This is a genomic window from Tatumella ptyseos ATCC 33301 (assembly GCF_000735525.1).
In the GTDB taxonomy this organism is placed as follows: domain Bacteria; phylum Pseudomonadota; class Gammaproteobacteria; order Enterobacterales; family Enterobacteriaceae; genus Tatumella; species Tatumella ptyseos.
Genome location: NZ_JMPR01000024.1, coordinates 1 through 14,230 on the forward strand (window position 1 = coordinate 1; position 14,230 = coordinate 14,230).

Genomic DNA, 14,230 nt, shown 5'->3' on the forward strand with positions numbered 1-14,230 from the left:
AAAAAGGCCCAGATCTCTGATTTAGCCTGGTACGGATATTGGGAGGGAATCATATAACCGGAAACCTCAAAAAGTGTCCGGAACTAAAAAAGGTCTACTTGCACTATCAATGGGCCTAAAAGGTTCGGATTTAATTAGTTGGCTTCAGACTTCGCGGGACAAATTGAAGGCACAAAAAAGCCCGCAGGGCTTGCGCCGTGCGGGCTCTTAGGACTTCATCGGATGATTCTGGTATCACCGATGGAGAATTTGGTGGGCTGGCGGAATCTGAATGAATACTTCAACTTATTGTTTTAATAGTTTTTTGTTTAATTCAGTTTTCTTCCGTGTACCTAAACGTGTACCAATTATTTTTTCTTATCAGGAAATGTACTCCCAGAAACCTCATTTCTCTGACGAGATCTGACGTACCGTCATCAGGAATTCATGAGCAGTGGTTTCCCAAAGTTCAGGCGAAAAATCAAACCCGTATCGTTTCCTGAACTCCTCTTCGACACCGTCACCATAGGCGGAGATAAAATCATCAACTTCTTCGACGAGATCTTTGAGCATCCAGTCTGGTGCTGACTTTTTGAACAGCCGTACTATGCCTTCAATCGTATCCTCACCATCATTGATGATGTCGGCGTCCTGGTTGAAATAACCGAAAATCAGTTGGTCAAGAAAGTGGAAGTTTTGCATTTTGTACCTATAGAGCCGGGAACGCTGTGAGAATGTAATAGGGTTTGCCGTTATATCGCTGAAACTCAATAACAATTCTCACATTTGTCATGACTATTCGCTGGTTACTCCCGCGCTGGAAACCGTAGCCAATCGCTTTGCCAAATGCATAGCGAATAGTCAGCCTGGCTCCCTGCCTGCCTCCGCCAAGAACGGATTTTATAACGCCCCGGTTAGCAAAGAGCGCTCTTGATATGGCTTCTTCTGCAATACGCACGTTGGTAAAGGTGGTGGAATACTGCAAACGTTTATTCGCTTCAAAGCGGGCTAATAGTTCTACATCGCTTTTGCCAACATGTGTGGAAAGCGTATGCCCGCCGGGTTTAAAACCCGTCATTGACTCATGCTCACTGAGTTTGATGCGGCCAGCCCTTACTGCTGCTACCCGGCTTGCGCCGATGCCAAGTGCAAATCCTAATGGAACATCGATATCGACAGTCAGGCCGATTTTCAGCGCCGTATCGTCATCTGCTCCAAAGGATTTGGCAATTGCTGTTGCTGCCTCGTAAGTTGCCGTACGCGTGTTTCTGCCCACAATGAGCTGATTAGCAGCAGCATGAATGCTGTCGAGACTATGCGCACCGACTACAACACATCCTGCTTTTGTTAATCCGGTAGGTTCAGGTGCGATACACAGAGCGGTGGCACCTGCCAGCTCAAGTGAACCCATGATAAGCCCCAGCCCTCCGAGAAGGCGGTTACTCATCGTTTCCGCCTCTGTGACTGTCTTATCAGAGAGCGCGGCAGCAAGCTGAACAGGGGACATCGCTATCTTTATGCCATCATCCATAATGAAACCTCATGTGTTTAAAAGACGAACAGGTCGATTCTAACCTCTTTTCTGACATGACCAATCATTTCAGAGCCAGAAATGATTTTAGTAAAAAGCGTTTATACTGTTCACTTTCACTTTTAATCATTTTAAACCATATGGTTAGATGGTGAAGTGTTAAGGTCTGCATGTACACGGGTGTACACATGAAGTGATCACTCAGGTTCAAAGTAAAAAACCGGCCTGAGTCGGTTCGTTTACCTGGCTGAGTCTGAATATGTATTATAAGTGTATGAATTTAATTAACATTATTGAATTCAATTTTCAAGTGTGTACCAATGGTGGCTTGTCACAGTGCTTTTATTGTTAGTTAAACCAGTTTTTGAATAGACCATTTGAAGAAAAAAACTTTTTTTACTTAAAACTGTTCACACTGTTCACTTACTAATTTTTATTTTAAATTTCAATGCGGTAAATGATGAATAGTCGGTGAACAGTGAACACTTTACTGTTCACTTTTGCCTTTATGCAGGAAAAAAAAGACCGGCAATTGCCGGTCAGGATAGGTTATTTCGCTAAGGGGTCATCACATTTTGGCAGCCAGTCCGCATTGCTTTCTTCCCTGAGCGAGAGATTGGTTTGTATGCCCAGATTTTTGCGCCGCTTCTCATAGCTCAGTCCGTACTCTTTCAGCATAGCCGGCAGACTCTTACCGAACATAGTGAGGCTGAGAGTATTCCTGTAGCCGTGGGCCTCCATATACGCCAGATAGGCATGATACAGATAAAGGCGTGGCTGACGCGGTATAATGTTTGCATTGCCAATATACATGCCGTCAGGCTCCGGCAGTGCATCAAGGTAACCACAAAAATCAAATGCCGGGTCGGCGTCGCGCTTGATGCTGAGTGCTTCGTCGGAGTTCTGTTGTGACTGGAGCAGTGCGCGGGCGGTCATCGGGTCTCTGAACCTCTGCATAAGCTGGCGCACAATCACGGCCAGCTCACGGGCGATTTTGTTCCTGAGCTGCGGGTCGCGCTCTTCCGGGGCAATCTGTTCCGGGAAATGCAGAATGACCCGGCGACGGGAAACACCGCCGCTGCGGTCGGTAAAACGCATCGGGTTATTGTTCACGGCCAGAATCACCGCCGGAATATGGGTGGAGTACGCATCTTTGTATTTCGGGTCGACCGAGACCGCATCCCCGCCGGTGATGGCCTTGAGTCCTGCTCCGTCACCGCTCCATTTCTCCTGGTCGGGCAGGCGTATCAGCGAGAAGCCTATCAGAGATGCACGTTTGCGGGGATCTTCCAGTGTGTCGATATTGGCCGACGTGGCGTTATCTTTCCCGGCAAGCATAGTCGCAATTTCGGCCAGAATACTTTTCCCGCTGCCTCCGGGGCCGGTCACCTCAAGAAAGAGCTGCCAGTCGTAGCGGTTTGCCAGCACCATAAACAGCGCAGCAAGAATCACGTCGCGTTTTTCCGGTTTTCTGCCAGCGGCACGGTTGAGCCAGCGCCAGAAATCCGGCGCATGGATTTCCAGCGTTTCTCCCTCTACCGGCGGGGTAAAATCAACATCACAGAGCGTGCGCAGCCAGTGTGATTTATGATGCGGGCTGAATGTACCTGTGACGGTATCGAGTACCCCATTACGAAAGCCAATCAGACGTCGTGCCGGGACGTCCTGCTGTGGAATAATCAGTTTCAGGGTCTCCACCACCGAGGCAATTTTCCCCGACGAAAACGGCGCGCGCAGACGCTGGAACAATCCGGCCACGTCGCGGGCAAAGTCCGACGGCGGAATGATTTTCCATATACCGGCCTCATAGCGGGACAGGAGCTGGCCGTTCGCATCCACGGCCAGCGCTTCGCCGTAATGCTCATGTACCCGCATCGCTTTCTCACTGGTGCTCATGGCGGTAAATTCCGCCTCGCTCATGGTTGTGAAAGGACTGTCAGCCGGTGGCCGGATGGCGTCATAAATCACTTTCCGCGTTGTCTCCTCGCCTTTCTGAATAAAGGCATCATTCCAGTCACCAAACACCGGTGGCAGGGCGACAATACCCTCACAGGCTTCTGCGGCCATGTCGGCTTTTATCTGGCCGTCGCCGTTAAGGTCGCGGTCGGCCGCCAGCACAATCTGACAGGCCGGGTGTTTCTGACGGACAAGGCTCGCCAGAGAAAGGAGGTTCACGGAGGATAACGCCACCATGACGGTTTCCCCGGTCAGATGATGCACGGTGAGTGCGGTCGCATAGCCCTCCGCAATCCACAGGCGTTTTCCGGCTTGTTTTTTCCCTTCGATGATATGACACGCCCCTTTTACCTGACCGGCTTTCAGGGTGCGTTTGAGACCGTCAGAATTAATAAGCTGAAGGTTAACCAGTGCGCCGGTATCGTCATACAGCGGGACAACCAAATCACCGGCGCGAAAGGTTACACCGCCGGTTTTATTCATGACGGTGAGCGTCAGACATTCCAGAGAAGGGAAGCCCTTGCGGGTCAGGTAGGCGTTACCGGTGGCCGGTCGCGTTTTCTCCATCAGTTTTACAGCCTGAGCGACCGCCGCTTTGCGATCAGCCTCCGTTTCAGCTTCTGTGGCCGCAATCACATCTGAGGTAACCGGCGGCAGGTTACCGGTTACGGCGCTCACTTTCCGGGCGGCCTCAGACGGATTTACGCTGAACACCTTTTCAACCAGTTTCAGGCCATCACCTGCGCCGCACTGGTTACAGAACCACGTGCCTCGTCCCTCTTTGTCATCAAAGCGGAAACGGTCAGATCCGCCACACACCGGGCAGGCCTGATGCCGGTTTTTAATCACTTTTACACCCAGAGCGGGGAGAATACCCGTCCAGCGGCCGCACGCCTGTTTTACCGTGTCCGTTACGTTCATCTTCATCGTTATTTTTCCCTCAGTGCAGTACCGGTGCGGTGATGTGACGGGCGCAGAGTTCGTCCAGTACGGCGAACCCGAGAAAGGACAGCGACGGGGTGGCCTTGAGTGGTCCGGCTTCTATTAAATCTTCCAGCAGCGCACAGGCAATCTGACGGCCTTTATCTTCGCCGTGCTGACGCAGATAGAAGCCCTCCAGTTCGGACGCAATTGCACTTTCCAGTGTGTCGAGAGTGAGGTGCGGGTAGAGGTGCTGACGCTCGCACAGAGTCAGCCATGCACAGGCGACGGCGCGGCGGTAAAGTGCGGTGCGTAATACGGGCGGAAATATCTGTTTCATACGTTACCCTCCCCGGTCAGCCAGTGCTGATTACAGCGCTTTACCACATCGTCGAGCCGGGAGGTCATGAGGTAAATCACGGAGGTGAGCTGTAACTGCTGTGCCGGGTCACGACGAACCGTCGCGCAATCCTGTACCTGCATCAGATCGGTGACGAGCTGGCCGACATTACGCATATGCTCAAGGCATTCGAGGTCACTGGCGGTAATGGTAGTGTGTCTCATACGCGCACCTCCGCAACCGGCAGACGGCCAGCGAACGAGAGGACGTAATCGCGGGACAGGGAAAGGCGTGCGGCATGTTCACCACCGGCAACGTTACGGAGCATACAAATGCGGTGCTTGCGGTCTGCAAGAAGAACGGCGGCAAATACAAAGACAAACTGCGGGTATGACGGGGTGAGGGTAGTAGCCATGATGGCAGCCTCCTTGAAGTAGTTTGAAAAACTACCACCGGAAACGCCAATTTCACTGGTGGCAGCCCGAACGGGGTTGGCGTAACCGGCCTTCAAGGAAACCGGCCAGCCCGAAGGCTGCCCCGCCCGGACTGCCATTATCAGAAAAGAGCTCCGGTGCAAGAATAAACACCACAGCCCTGAAAATGGGTGTGTCTGAGCAACGACATAAAAAAACACGCATGGCGCGTGTCGTGTCGCCTTGAAGTTATTCGGAACGCCAATTCCGGCTGCCGATTTTGCGACAGCGGGAAAACTATACCCGGAAATGCCGAAAAGAAGCAAGCCAGAAAAAGGGGGGAATTGTTGTAGGGACATCATCATGCGTCATAACCCCGGTTCCGCTCGGCAATACGCTCCGCCATCCATGCGGTGATTTCAGAGTGAGCCCACGCTACATTTTTTCCACCCAGAGAGATTTGTTTCGGGAATACCTCCCGGCTGATGAGGTCATAAATGGTTGACCGGGACAGGCCGCATAAGTGCATCACTTCGGGCAGGCGGATAAAGCGCTCATGAACGACATCAGAGACCGGCATCAGGGGCGCTGCAGGGGCAGAAGACGGGGAAGAAAAAGCAGTGTTCATCGGGCTACCTCACAAATTCCATAGAGTGCCGGTCGTGTCCGTCCGGCTTCGGGTAGCTCTCTATTTTGTGGATATTTTGCCTCAGGGCAACAAGTCATTTTGTAGTACCCAACCATCCGACAGGGTGATTTTCATAAAGTGGTAATCCCTGACAAATGTTGGCAATCTTTGATTATCTTTTGGCAAACCGGTAACTACTTTTATTTATACATTTTTATTTTTTAATCGCTAAAAAGTCTAAGTGGTTGCCTGACAGAAGAACCCAAGAGTGAACAGTAGTGAACAGTCGGTGAACAGTTACACCCTCAACTGTTCACCCTTTATCTGATTGTATTACTTGTCTTTTTCTTCTCATTGAACAGTAGTGAATAGTTATAAGTAAAAAAACAAACAGTGAGTAAGGTTACCTGAGACCTTTCTCTGGCCAGCCGGGCTTTCAGGTCTGTTTGTGCCATTTTTGCCACAACGGTATTGAATCGTGTTGTTGTGTCTGGCACGGCAGAATCTCCTCAGGTTGAAACGAAGAGGAGACCCGACATGACTCAGACCACTGTTATACCCGACTACCTTAAACCCGCAATGGAACGCCTTGAGACTGCCCGGTCGGCACATCTTGCTAATGCCAGTCGTATGGATGAAACCGCGATGGCCCTCAGCCAGGTAAAAGCGCAAAAAAATGAACTGGAGCAGGAAAACGGTAATGACTCCGGTGCATGGCGCAACGCCTTCCGTGCCGGTGGTGCTGTCATAACCGACGAGCTGAAGCAACGCCATATTGCAAGTGTGACACGGCGGGAGCTGGCCCTGGAATGTGACAACATGGCTGAGGTACTGTCTTTCGAACTGGAAAGTCTTGAAGGAGCCTGTGACAACACAGCCAGAGCATACTGTCAGGCACATCACAGTGCACTCAGTCAGTATGCCGGGCATGAACTTGACGCTGCCCTGCGTGAGAGCTGCAGCGCTCTCATCAGAGCAATGAAACTCAGCATACTGGTTAAAGAAAATCCGCTTGCCAATATCATTGGCCATCAGGGCTATGTTGAACCGGATCAGGCGGTGATGCAGCAGGTGAAAGCGTGGCTTGAGCAGTCGGTAAAGAGCTGCAAAATCCGTCTGACTGATGAACCAGTGCTGTTCAAAACAGGGCTGTCGGCCCGCACATTGCCTCATATGGAGCATAACGTTGCGGCCACACCCGGTCAGCGAAAAGTCTGGCAGGAAAAAATGCGGGTACATGAGGCCGGGCTGAAAACACGGGGGTTACTGTCATGATGTGTTGCCCTTTTTGCCACAAAGCGGCGCATGTTCGAACCAGCCGCTATATGTCGGAAAATGTCAAAGAGCGTTATCACCAGTGCCAGAATCTGGAATGCTCAGCCACCTTTAAAACGCATGAGTCAATCTTTGAGGTGATCCGTTCTCCGGTCGTCGATACAAAACCCGAGCCGCTGCCAACAGTGCCTGCCGCTCCGCGTCGGGTGAAAGGCTGTTACAGCTCCCCGTTCCGCCATTAATCAGGAGAGATAAACCATGACCACCCTGACTTTACAGCATGCGTTTCAGGCCAGTCAGATGAATAAAACGGCGTGGCTGAACCGTAAAGCCGAACTGACTGCCGCAGAGCAGGAATACCGCGAGCAGATGCTGGCCGGAGATGAACGTATCCCGGTACGATTACAGGAATTGCGCGAAATTATGGACATCAAAAAATGGGAAGTTAATCAGGCCGCCGGTCGTTACATTTTTTCGCATGAGGAAGTGCAGCGCATCAGCATCCGTAACCGGCTGCACGAGTTTATGCAGCAGAACGGCGCAGAGCTGGCTGCCTCGCTGGCACCTGAGCTGATGGGGATTAAGAATCAACCTGCAATGATAAAAAACCGTGCACTTGACCGTTCAGTCTCTTACCTGAGAGAAGCACTTTCCGTCTGGCTGGCCGCAGGAAATGAAATTAAATATTCTGCACAGGATAACGACATTCTAACGGCCATCGGATACAGGCCTGATGCGGCTTCGCGGGATGATAATCGTGAAAAATTCACCCCTGCTCAGAACATGATTTATACGCATCGACGCGCCGGGCTGGCTGCTCAGTAGCCCGGCAAAAAATCCCCGTAAATCCCGTCATTTTTCCAGAATTAAGCCATGCATCCATAAGGTGCATGGTTTTGCATGCGTTTTCCCGTTCCTGAATTCCCTGCCAGCGCCAGTAGCAGTGCGACCTGAGAACACCTTTGCGCCTGCATTAAAAGCAGCCCCTTAAGCGGGCAGGCGTGGCGGGGAGAGCATTGCGCGCCGAAGGTGTTAAATCATTTTAATTTGCTGGTGCTAACAATAGATAATATAAGGCATCAGTTTTGGTCTCAGAAGCTCACAAAGTTGCATTGAATGTTCATAAGAAGGAGAGAGGCCTGAGTGGTTCAATTTCGAGCGAGATCATGTTAACGAGAATGTACAATACTTGTTCATTTACTCTTCTTAAATTGCTATTCTGATTGCCTAAAATTGTTGTAACTTTAGATTATCAGGCTTGAAACGGAGTCCCAAATGATTGCATCACTACTCACCAATGAATACGTAAGTGCCTTTGGATATATAGTTGGGGTTGTCTCTGGGTGTATAGCAATATTCCAGACTATGCAAGTGACCAAGAAAAGTAATGAGATACAACAGCTTAATGTCACGATAAGTGATCTCAATTCCCAGATTACAAATATCACTACCAATAGGAATAATATTAATCAAGGGGAGTGCTCCCAATATTTCCAAGATAATAATGGATCTGTTAATATTGATAATCGGGGGTAGTTATGGGTTCTGGTGTTAATTTTAATGATAATACTGGCCCTGTACATATAACTAACCAGTCACGAGTATTAAGAGCCAGTGTTATTGGGAAGTTGATAGAAATTATTTCCAATCCAGTTGGTGGCGGGCAAAGTTTAAACAGAAGTGCATCAAATATTGACGTTAAAATCTCGTTCAATGATCTTAAAAGAAATAGATGGGTAGCTGAACTTTACAAAGAAGATGCTTTACTAGTCGATGAGTCTATTAAAACACTTGATAGTATAATTTTAAATGGTAGTGTTAAATTGAAAAGGCAATTTAGAGGCTATTATAACTCGGCATTGGGATTGTATGGGCTCTATGAAAAGCCGTTTAACATTGAAGTTGTTAGGAAAAATTCAGATAATATTATAGATGATGTCATTAGAGCTGCTCAAGAAACTGTTAGTTCGTGCTCTAATTTAGATTCAGAATTTTTACAAGAAGATATTGATAATGGCATTCGTATGATTGTGAGCTATTCAATTATCGAGTGCATAGTGCTGGAGAATCCTAATGATTACAATTGATTCGGATCCAAAAGCAAACCCTGTATATATTGGAAGTGTGGTACTTAGAATTTTCCAAAGCAATGATTCAATGCTAATTGAAATTTCTCGACTGTATGATTTAGTAAATGCGGTCTTTGAATTATCGTTTGATCTTTTTCTTTACTCATTAGATTGGCTTTTCATAATCGGCGCAATTGAGTTAGATGGAAATGGTGGAGTAGTATATGCGGCTCAATAAACTTATTATTTTAAAAAACAATTCTATTGTTAGGGAAGTGACGTTTAAAGACGGTTTAAATCTAATTGTAAATAAAAGAACGTCAGGTAAAGATAGTGGCAATAGTGTAGGTAAATCCACGTTATCACGTGTTTTAGATTACTTATTTATGTCTTCAGGTAGTGATATCTATCATGATGCTGAATTTGGAAAAGATATACCTGAAATAGTATCGTTGATCAATGATGGTATATTAAGATTTACATTGGATTTTAATACAGTAGAAAATAAAAAAGCAATTGTCTCTCGAGTAATATCTACTGATGAGAAAAGTTCAAAGTATTATTTAAACGATATTGAAGTTGATAAGAAGCAATATTATGACTTCATAGCTCAAGCAGTATTTGGGTTGACTACAGATAAACCATCGCTAAGGAATGTATCGCATAAATTTATTAGAAACACGAATGAAAAGATGCAGAAAACTCTTAACTTTTTACATACTAATACAACTTCTGATGTCTACGATTTATTATACTTGTTTTTGTTTGGATTCAACGGGTTGCCGTTGATAAAAAAGAAGGGCGAATTTAATAAAGATATAAAAAAACAAAGAAAATATCTGGCCGCATACAGAAACCCTAACAGAGAGACAGTTTTATCAAAAATGATAAAGCCTCTAAAAAAGGAAATTGCAGAGGCAGAAAAAAACATTAAAAATTTTGATTTTAAAGATAGTCATGATGAAAGCATAAAAAAACTATCAGAAATACAAATGGTTATCAGTAACTACTCTTTGACTTATGCAACTTTAAATATGCGCGTTAGAAATATTGAAGAATCGATTTTGTCTCTAAAAAACAATATCACTCAACTCGTAGAGAACGATTTAATAGAAATCTATAATTCAGCCGGTCTTTATTTTAAAGGTGAGCTTAAAAGAACTTATGAAGAAATGGTGTTATTTCATAATGATGTAATTAAAAATAAAATTGATTTTTTAGAGTTGGAGTTGTTAAAGAAAAAAGAAGGTATTGATGCTGTAAATGAAAAAATTAATGATTTTCATGCGCAAGAATCATCTTTATTTAAAACAATCAAAGAGCCAGAGACGTTAAACTCTATAAATCAACTATTTAATAAACTAACAGAGTTACGTGAAAATCTGGCTAGCATAGAGACTAATCTCACGCGGATCAACGATACTAATGCCTTAATAAAATCGCTTGAAGATAGTAAAGATAAGTTACTTGATGAGATCGAGTTAGCTGTTCAAGGCCTAGAGAAAAATATCGAGATTTTTAACGAGTTTTTTGGTGATCTTACAAAGGAAATTTATGGAGAAAGATATATATTTGATCTTTCTTTTGATATTGATAAAGGAAAATGTAATTTTGATATTTCATGTGTCACGCCAAACAGTAATGGAGGTAAGAAGAAGGGCGAGATAACAGCATTTGATTTGGCATATATTAAATTTGTTGATAAAGTCAAATTAAAAAGACCAACTTTTGTTATTCATGATAGCATTGAAGATGTAGATGTGAATCAAATTAGGGATATATTTATTGAAGCAAACAATATAAATGGTCAATATATTGTTTCAATCTTAAGTGATAAGTTTTCTGAAGATGTTGATTTGAAAACCATGAAGGATAACTCGATTCTTGAGTTATCTTCGACAAATAAATTCTTTAAAGTATAGTTATAAAAGGCTTGTTTGATAAACAAACCTTCCCCACCATGCCATTAGCTCTAATCTTTTATTCAAGTACGTTGAGCGGTTATAAGCTCTTCGTACTTCATTTTTATCACTATGAGCTAAAGCTGCTTCGATGACATCAGTATTAAAGCCTGCCTCATTTAAAGCTGTGCTCGCGATAGAACGTAGCCCATGTGCAACAAGCCTACCTCCGTAACCTATCCGTTTCAAAGCGGCATTGGCAGTCTGGCTATTCATCGCTTGCTTCGGATCACTTCTACTCGGGAAAACATGTTCACGCTGAGCACTGATTGGTTTCATCACTTCCAGAATTTCTAATGCCTGCGGTGATAACGGTACAACATGTTCACGCTTAGCTTTCATTCGTTCTGCCGGAATTGTCCAGAGTTTTGCCTCGACATCGATTTCTTCCCACCTAGTACCCGAGGCTTCAGAAGGTCGTACAAGGGTCAGAAGCTGCCACTCAATAAGGCAGCGAGTCGGAACAGACAGATTCGACATGGCCAGAGAACGCATCAGCTTAGGTAATTCTTCTGGTCGAAGCGTCGGCATGTTCTGCTTTTTGGGTTTCTCGAATGCCATCCCAACACCCGATGCTGGATTTACATCTATCAGACCAGTGTTAATTGCGTAGATCATGATTTCGTTAATACGCTGTACCAAGCGGCGAACCGTCTCTAGCGCACCACGTGCTTTGATTGGTTCCAATGCTTCAACAATTGTTCTGGCTTTAATTTCCTGAACGGTTATCGCCCCGATTGCTGGAAACACGTCTTTATCTAAAGAACGCCAGATATCCTTTGCATAATCCTCTGTGACGCTTTTGCTCTTGAGCTGAAACCAGTTGGCGGCCACGGTCGAGAAAATACTATCCAACTCAATCTGGCGTTGTTCTGACGCTTGTTCCTGTTGCTGTTGTGGATCCATGCCTTGCGCTAGCGTGGTTAAGTGCTGGTCGCGTATCTGACGAGCTGCTGCGAGTGTAAGGGCAGGGTATGAACCGAGACTCAAATTTGTGCGGCTGCTGCTTCCCGGTCGTTGATAACGGAAGCGCCAGAGTTTTTTACCGGAGGTTTTGATGAGTAAGAACAGGCCATCACCATCATGTAGGGTGAAGTCTTTTTCGCGTGCTTTCGCTTTGAGGATTTCGTTGTTAGTCAGAGGCCGGGTAACACGCGCCATGTCTGGATTCCTTCCATAATTGGTACACGTTTATGGGCCACAGTATAGCGTGTACCTAAACGTGTACCAATTTTATCTGGATTTAGCCGGATATACCCGGACAACGACAGACACAAAAAAGCCCGCAAGGCTTATGCTATGCGGGCTTTCCGTACTTCACCGGACGTATCCGGATCATGATTTGGTGGAGCTGGCGGGAGTTGAACCCGCGTCCGAAATTACTACACCGTCGGCACTACATGCTTAGTCCAATCTTTACATTCGCTTGTCAGCTGCGGATGGACACGCCACTAACAAACTAGCCTGATTAAATTTAATGCTTCAACCCCAGGCAGGGTATCCACACGATCTCTTTTGGGTTTGACCTCTCTTGATCCCCGTCCTAAGAGCGGAGGCTAGGGAGAGAGGGCTCTGAGCAGGTTATTAAGCTGCTAGTGCGTAGTTTTCGTCGTTTGCGACTATTTTTTTGCGGCTTTTTACGAGGCCAACCGCCCCTCGGCATGCTCCTTGGGCTTCGCAAATCCCGTCGAATCCAGAATCAGCCCCAAGTACTGTCAGTTACTATATCAGGAAAAGCATCAGCTACACCAGTAGTTTAGCGATTTCCTTTTTTCATAATACGTGCTTTGTCGATTTTCCACTCACGTTCACGGATGTCATCGCGCTTGTCATGCTCTTTCTTACCCTTGGCGACACCAATCTTAAGTTTGCACCAGGCATTTTTCCAGTACAGTGACAAGGCAACGATCGTATAACCTTCACGATTAACCCGTCCGAAAATGGAGTCCAGCTCACGCTGCTTCAGCAATAATTTACGGTTACGGGTAGGGTCACACACCACATGCGTCGAAGCACCCAGCAGGGGCTGGAAGGTTGCACCAAACAGAAATGCTTCACCATCACGCAACAGAATATAACTTTCGCTGATGTTCGCTTTACCTGCGCGCAGTGATTTTACTTCCCATCCCTGCAACGACAACCCGGCCTCGAATTCCTCTTCGATGAAATATTCATGACGGGCGCGTTTGTTGAGGGCAATGGTTGCAGAACCGGGTTTGTTAGCTTTTTTCTTAGTCATAATATCGCTTATTTTACACCACTTATGCGCAGAAACCATCCCCTGTCACGGGGGAGTAAGTGACATATTCTAGCATGTCAGTAGCATGAAGACATTTTTGTTTAACTAATGAAACTGGTATGATCGAGGGGTTTTCTACTTAGCAGGAAGTGTTATGGCCCAGATTAGTCGTTCAGCGCTGGTCCCGTTCAGTGCTGAAAAAATGTACCAGCTTGTGAATGATGTCGATGCTTATCCGCAATTTTTACCAGGCTGCACCGGTAGCCGGATCCTCGATAGTTCTGAAAATCAGATGACGGCCTCTGTCGATGTGTCTAAAGCGGGGATCAGTAAGACATTTACCACTCTCAATACGCTGACCAGTAACCAGCGGATCCATATGCAACTGGTGGAAGGACCGTTCCGTAAGTTAAGCGGCGGCTGGCAGTTTTTTGCGCTGGGAGATGACGCCTGTAAGGTAGAGCTGAGTCTGGATTTTGAATTCACCAATATGCTGGTAGAAATGGCTTTTGGCCGGGTTTTCAAAGAACTTGCTAACAGTATGGTACAGGCCTTCACGACACGGGCGAAAGAGGTTTACAGTGGCTGATATTCAGGTTGAGGTGGTTTATGCACTGCCTGAAAAACAGTATCTGCGGACCGTCACCGTGACGGAAGGGAGTACAATTGAGCAGGCGATTATCGCCTCGGGATTACCGGAGCTGCGGAAAGATATTAATCTTGCCGAAAATAAGGTTGGTATATTCAGCCGCGCGGCCAAACTGCAGGATGTCGTACAGGCAGGTGACCGGGTGGAAATATACCGTCCTCTGCTGGCAGACCCGAAAGAACTCCGTCGTCAGAGAGCAGAACGCTCAGCAAAAAATAATCAGAAATGATTCGGCGTATGCCAGTGACAGAATAAAAAAAAGCGCAGTG

The 14,230-nt window shown here is 46.5% G+C and carries 17 protein-coding genes and 1 other RNA gene; 8 read left to right on the top strand and 10 right to left on the bottom strand.

All coding sequences use genetic code 11. The annotated features are described in order from the left end of the window. Positions 1-384: 384 nt before the first annotated feature. The 7 genes from GTPT_RS06675 to GTPT_RS06705 all read right to left on the bottom strand — a co-directional run bounded on the left by GTPT_RS06675 (position 385) and on the right by GTPT_RS06705 (position 5,768). Positions 385-681: a contact-dependent growth inhibition system immunity protein gene (locus GTPT_RS06675; RefSeq protein ID WP_029991162.1), complete on the bottom strand. Its 297-nt coding sequence runs from the start codon at positions 679-681 to the stop codon at positions 385-387. Between the two features lie 7 nt (positions 682-688). Continuing rightward, the gene (locus GTPT_RS06680; protein ID WP_029991163.1) at positions 689-1,510 is read right to left on the bottom strand and encodes an RNase A-like domain-containing protein; all 822 of its coding nucleotides are present in this window, start codon (positions 1,508-1,510) and stop codon (positions 689-691) included. Between the two features lie 549 nt (positions 1,511-2,059). Next, the gene (locus GTPT_RS06685; protein WP_029991165.1) at positions 2,060-4,393 is read right to left on the bottom strand and encodes a primase-helicase zinc-binding domain-containing protein; all 2,334 of its coding nucleotides are present in this window, start codon (positions 4,391-4,393) and stop codon (positions 2,060-2,062) included. 13 nt (positions 4,394-4,406) lie between these two features. Then, the gene (locus tag GTPT_RS06690; RefSeq protein ID WP_029991168.1) at positions 4,407-4,727 is read right to left on the bottom strand and encodes a DUF5375 domain-containing protein; all 321 of its coding nucleotides are present in this window, start codon (positions 4,725-4,727) and stop codon (positions 4,407-4,409) included. Next, a complete protein-coding gene (locus tag GTPT_RS06695) occupies positions 4,724-4,951 on the bottom strand; it encodes a hypothetical protein (protein ID WP_029991169.1) in 228 nt (75 codons plus the stop codon). The genes GTPT_RS06690 and GTPT_RS06695 overlap by 4 nt, the downstream gene beginning before the upstream one ends. Continuing rightward, the gene (locus tag GTPT_RS06700) at positions 4,948-5,505 is read right to left on the bottom strand and encodes a host cell division inhibitor Icd-like protein (RefSeq protein WP_029991171.1); all 558 of its coding nucleotides are present in this window, start codon (positions 5,503-5,505) and stop codon (positions 4,948-4,950) included. The genes GTPT_RS06695 and GTPT_RS06700 overlap by 4 nt, the downstream gene beginning before the upstream one ends. Next, a complete protein-coding gene (locus GTPT_RS06705) occupies positions 5,502-5,768 on the bottom strand; it encodes a helix-turn-helix transcriptional regulator (RefSeq protein ID WP_029991173.1) in 267 nt (88 codons plus the stop codon). The genes GTPT_RS06700 and GTPT_RS06705 overlap by 4 nt, the downstream gene beginning before the upstream one ends. Before the next feature lie 537 nt (positions 5,769-6,305). On the opposite strand from GTPT_RS06705, the gene GTPT_RS06710 reads away from it, so the two are divergent. From GTPT_RS06710 to GTPT_RS06740, 6 genes are all read left to right on the top strand, one after another. Then, positions 6,306-7,043 carry a hypothetical protein gene (locus GTPT_RS06710; protein WP_029991174.1) on the top strand — a complete coding sequence of 246 codons (738 nt, stop codon included), beginning with the start codon at positions 6,306-6,308 and terminating at the stop codon, positions 7,041-7,043. Next, positions 7,040-7,285: an ogr/Delta-like zinc finger family protein gene (locus tag GTPT_RS06715; RefSeq protein ID WP_029991175.1), complete on the top strand. Its 246-nt coding sequence runs from the start codon at positions 7,040-7,042 to the stop codon at positions 7,283-7,285. The genes GTPT_RS06710 and GTPT_RS06715 overlap by 4 nt, the downstream gene beginning before the upstream one ends. 16 nt (positions 7,286-7,301) lie before the next feature. Continuing rightward, on the top strand, positions 7,302-7,868 hold the full coding sequence (locus GTPT_RS06720) for a phage polarity suppression protein (RefSeq protein WP_029991176.1): 567 nt from the start codon (positions 7,302-7,304) through the stop codon (positions 7,866-7,868). Between the two features lie 713 nt (positions 7,869-8,581). After that, positions 8,582-9,130: a hypothetical protein gene (locus GTPT_RS06730; RefSeq protein ID WP_029991179.1), complete on the top strand. Its 549-nt coding sequence runs from the start codon at positions 8,582-8,584 to the stop codon at positions 9,128-9,130. Further along, positions 9,117-9,350, top strand: a complete 234-nt coding sequence (locus GTPT_RS06735) for an ABC-three component system middle component 6 (RefSeq protein WP_029991180.1) — start codon at positions 9,117-9,119, stop codon at positions 9,348-9,350. The genes GTPT_RS06730 and GTPT_RS06735 overlap by 14 nt, the downstream gene beginning before the upstream one ends. Next, entirely contained in the window at positions 9,337-11,034 is a 1,698-nt protein-coding gene (locus tag GTPT_RS06740) for a DUF2326 domain-containing protein (RefSeq protein ID WP_029991182.1), read from the top strand. Before GTPT_RS06735 ends, GTPT_RS06740 begins: the two co-directional genes overlap by 14 nt. Here GTPT_RS06740 and GTPT_RS06745 read toward each other — a convergent pair whose 3' ends face one another. The 3 genes from GTPT_RS06745 to smpB form a co-directional block, all read right to left on the bottom strand. Further along, a complete protein-coding gene (locus GTPT_RS06745) occupies positions 11,035-12,234 on the bottom strand; it encodes an integrase domain-containing protein (protein ID WP_029991184.1) in 1,200 nt (399 codons plus the stop codon). Between the two features lie 182 nt (positions 12,235-12,416). After that, positions 12,417-12,780, bottom strand: a transfer-messenger RNA (tmRNA) gene (gene ssrA, locus GTPT_RS16960). Positions 12,781-12,829: 49 nt separating this feature from the next. Continuing rightward, a complete protein-coding gene (gene smpB, locus GTPT_RS06750) occupies positions 12,830-13,312 on the bottom strand; it encodes an SsrA-binding protein SmpB (protein WP_025903734.1) in 483 nt (160 codons plus the stop codon). Between the two features lie 154 nt (positions 13,313-13,466). Here smpB and GTPT_RS06755 point away from each other — a divergent pair, with 154 nt between their 5' ends. Together GTPT_RS06755 and GTPT_RS06760 are read left to right on the top strand one after the other, a co-directional pair. Then, positions 13,467-13,901 carry a type II toxin-antitoxin system RatA family toxin gene (locus GTPT_RS06755; protein ID WP_025903733.1) on the top strand — a complete coding sequence of 145 codons (435 nt, stop codon included), beginning with the start codon at positions 13,467-13,469 and terminating at the stop codon, positions 13,899-13,901. Continuing rightward, positions 13,894-14,190 carry an RnfH family protein gene (locus tag GTPT_RS06760; RefSeq protein WP_025903732.1) on the top strand — a complete coding sequence of 99 codons (297 nt, stop codon included), beginning with the start codon at positions 13,894-13,896 and terminating at the stop codon, positions 14,188-14,190. Before GTPT_RS06755 ends, GTPT_RS06760 begins: the two co-directional genes overlap by 8 nt. The last annotated feature ends 40 nt before the right edge of the window (positions 14,191-14,230 follow it).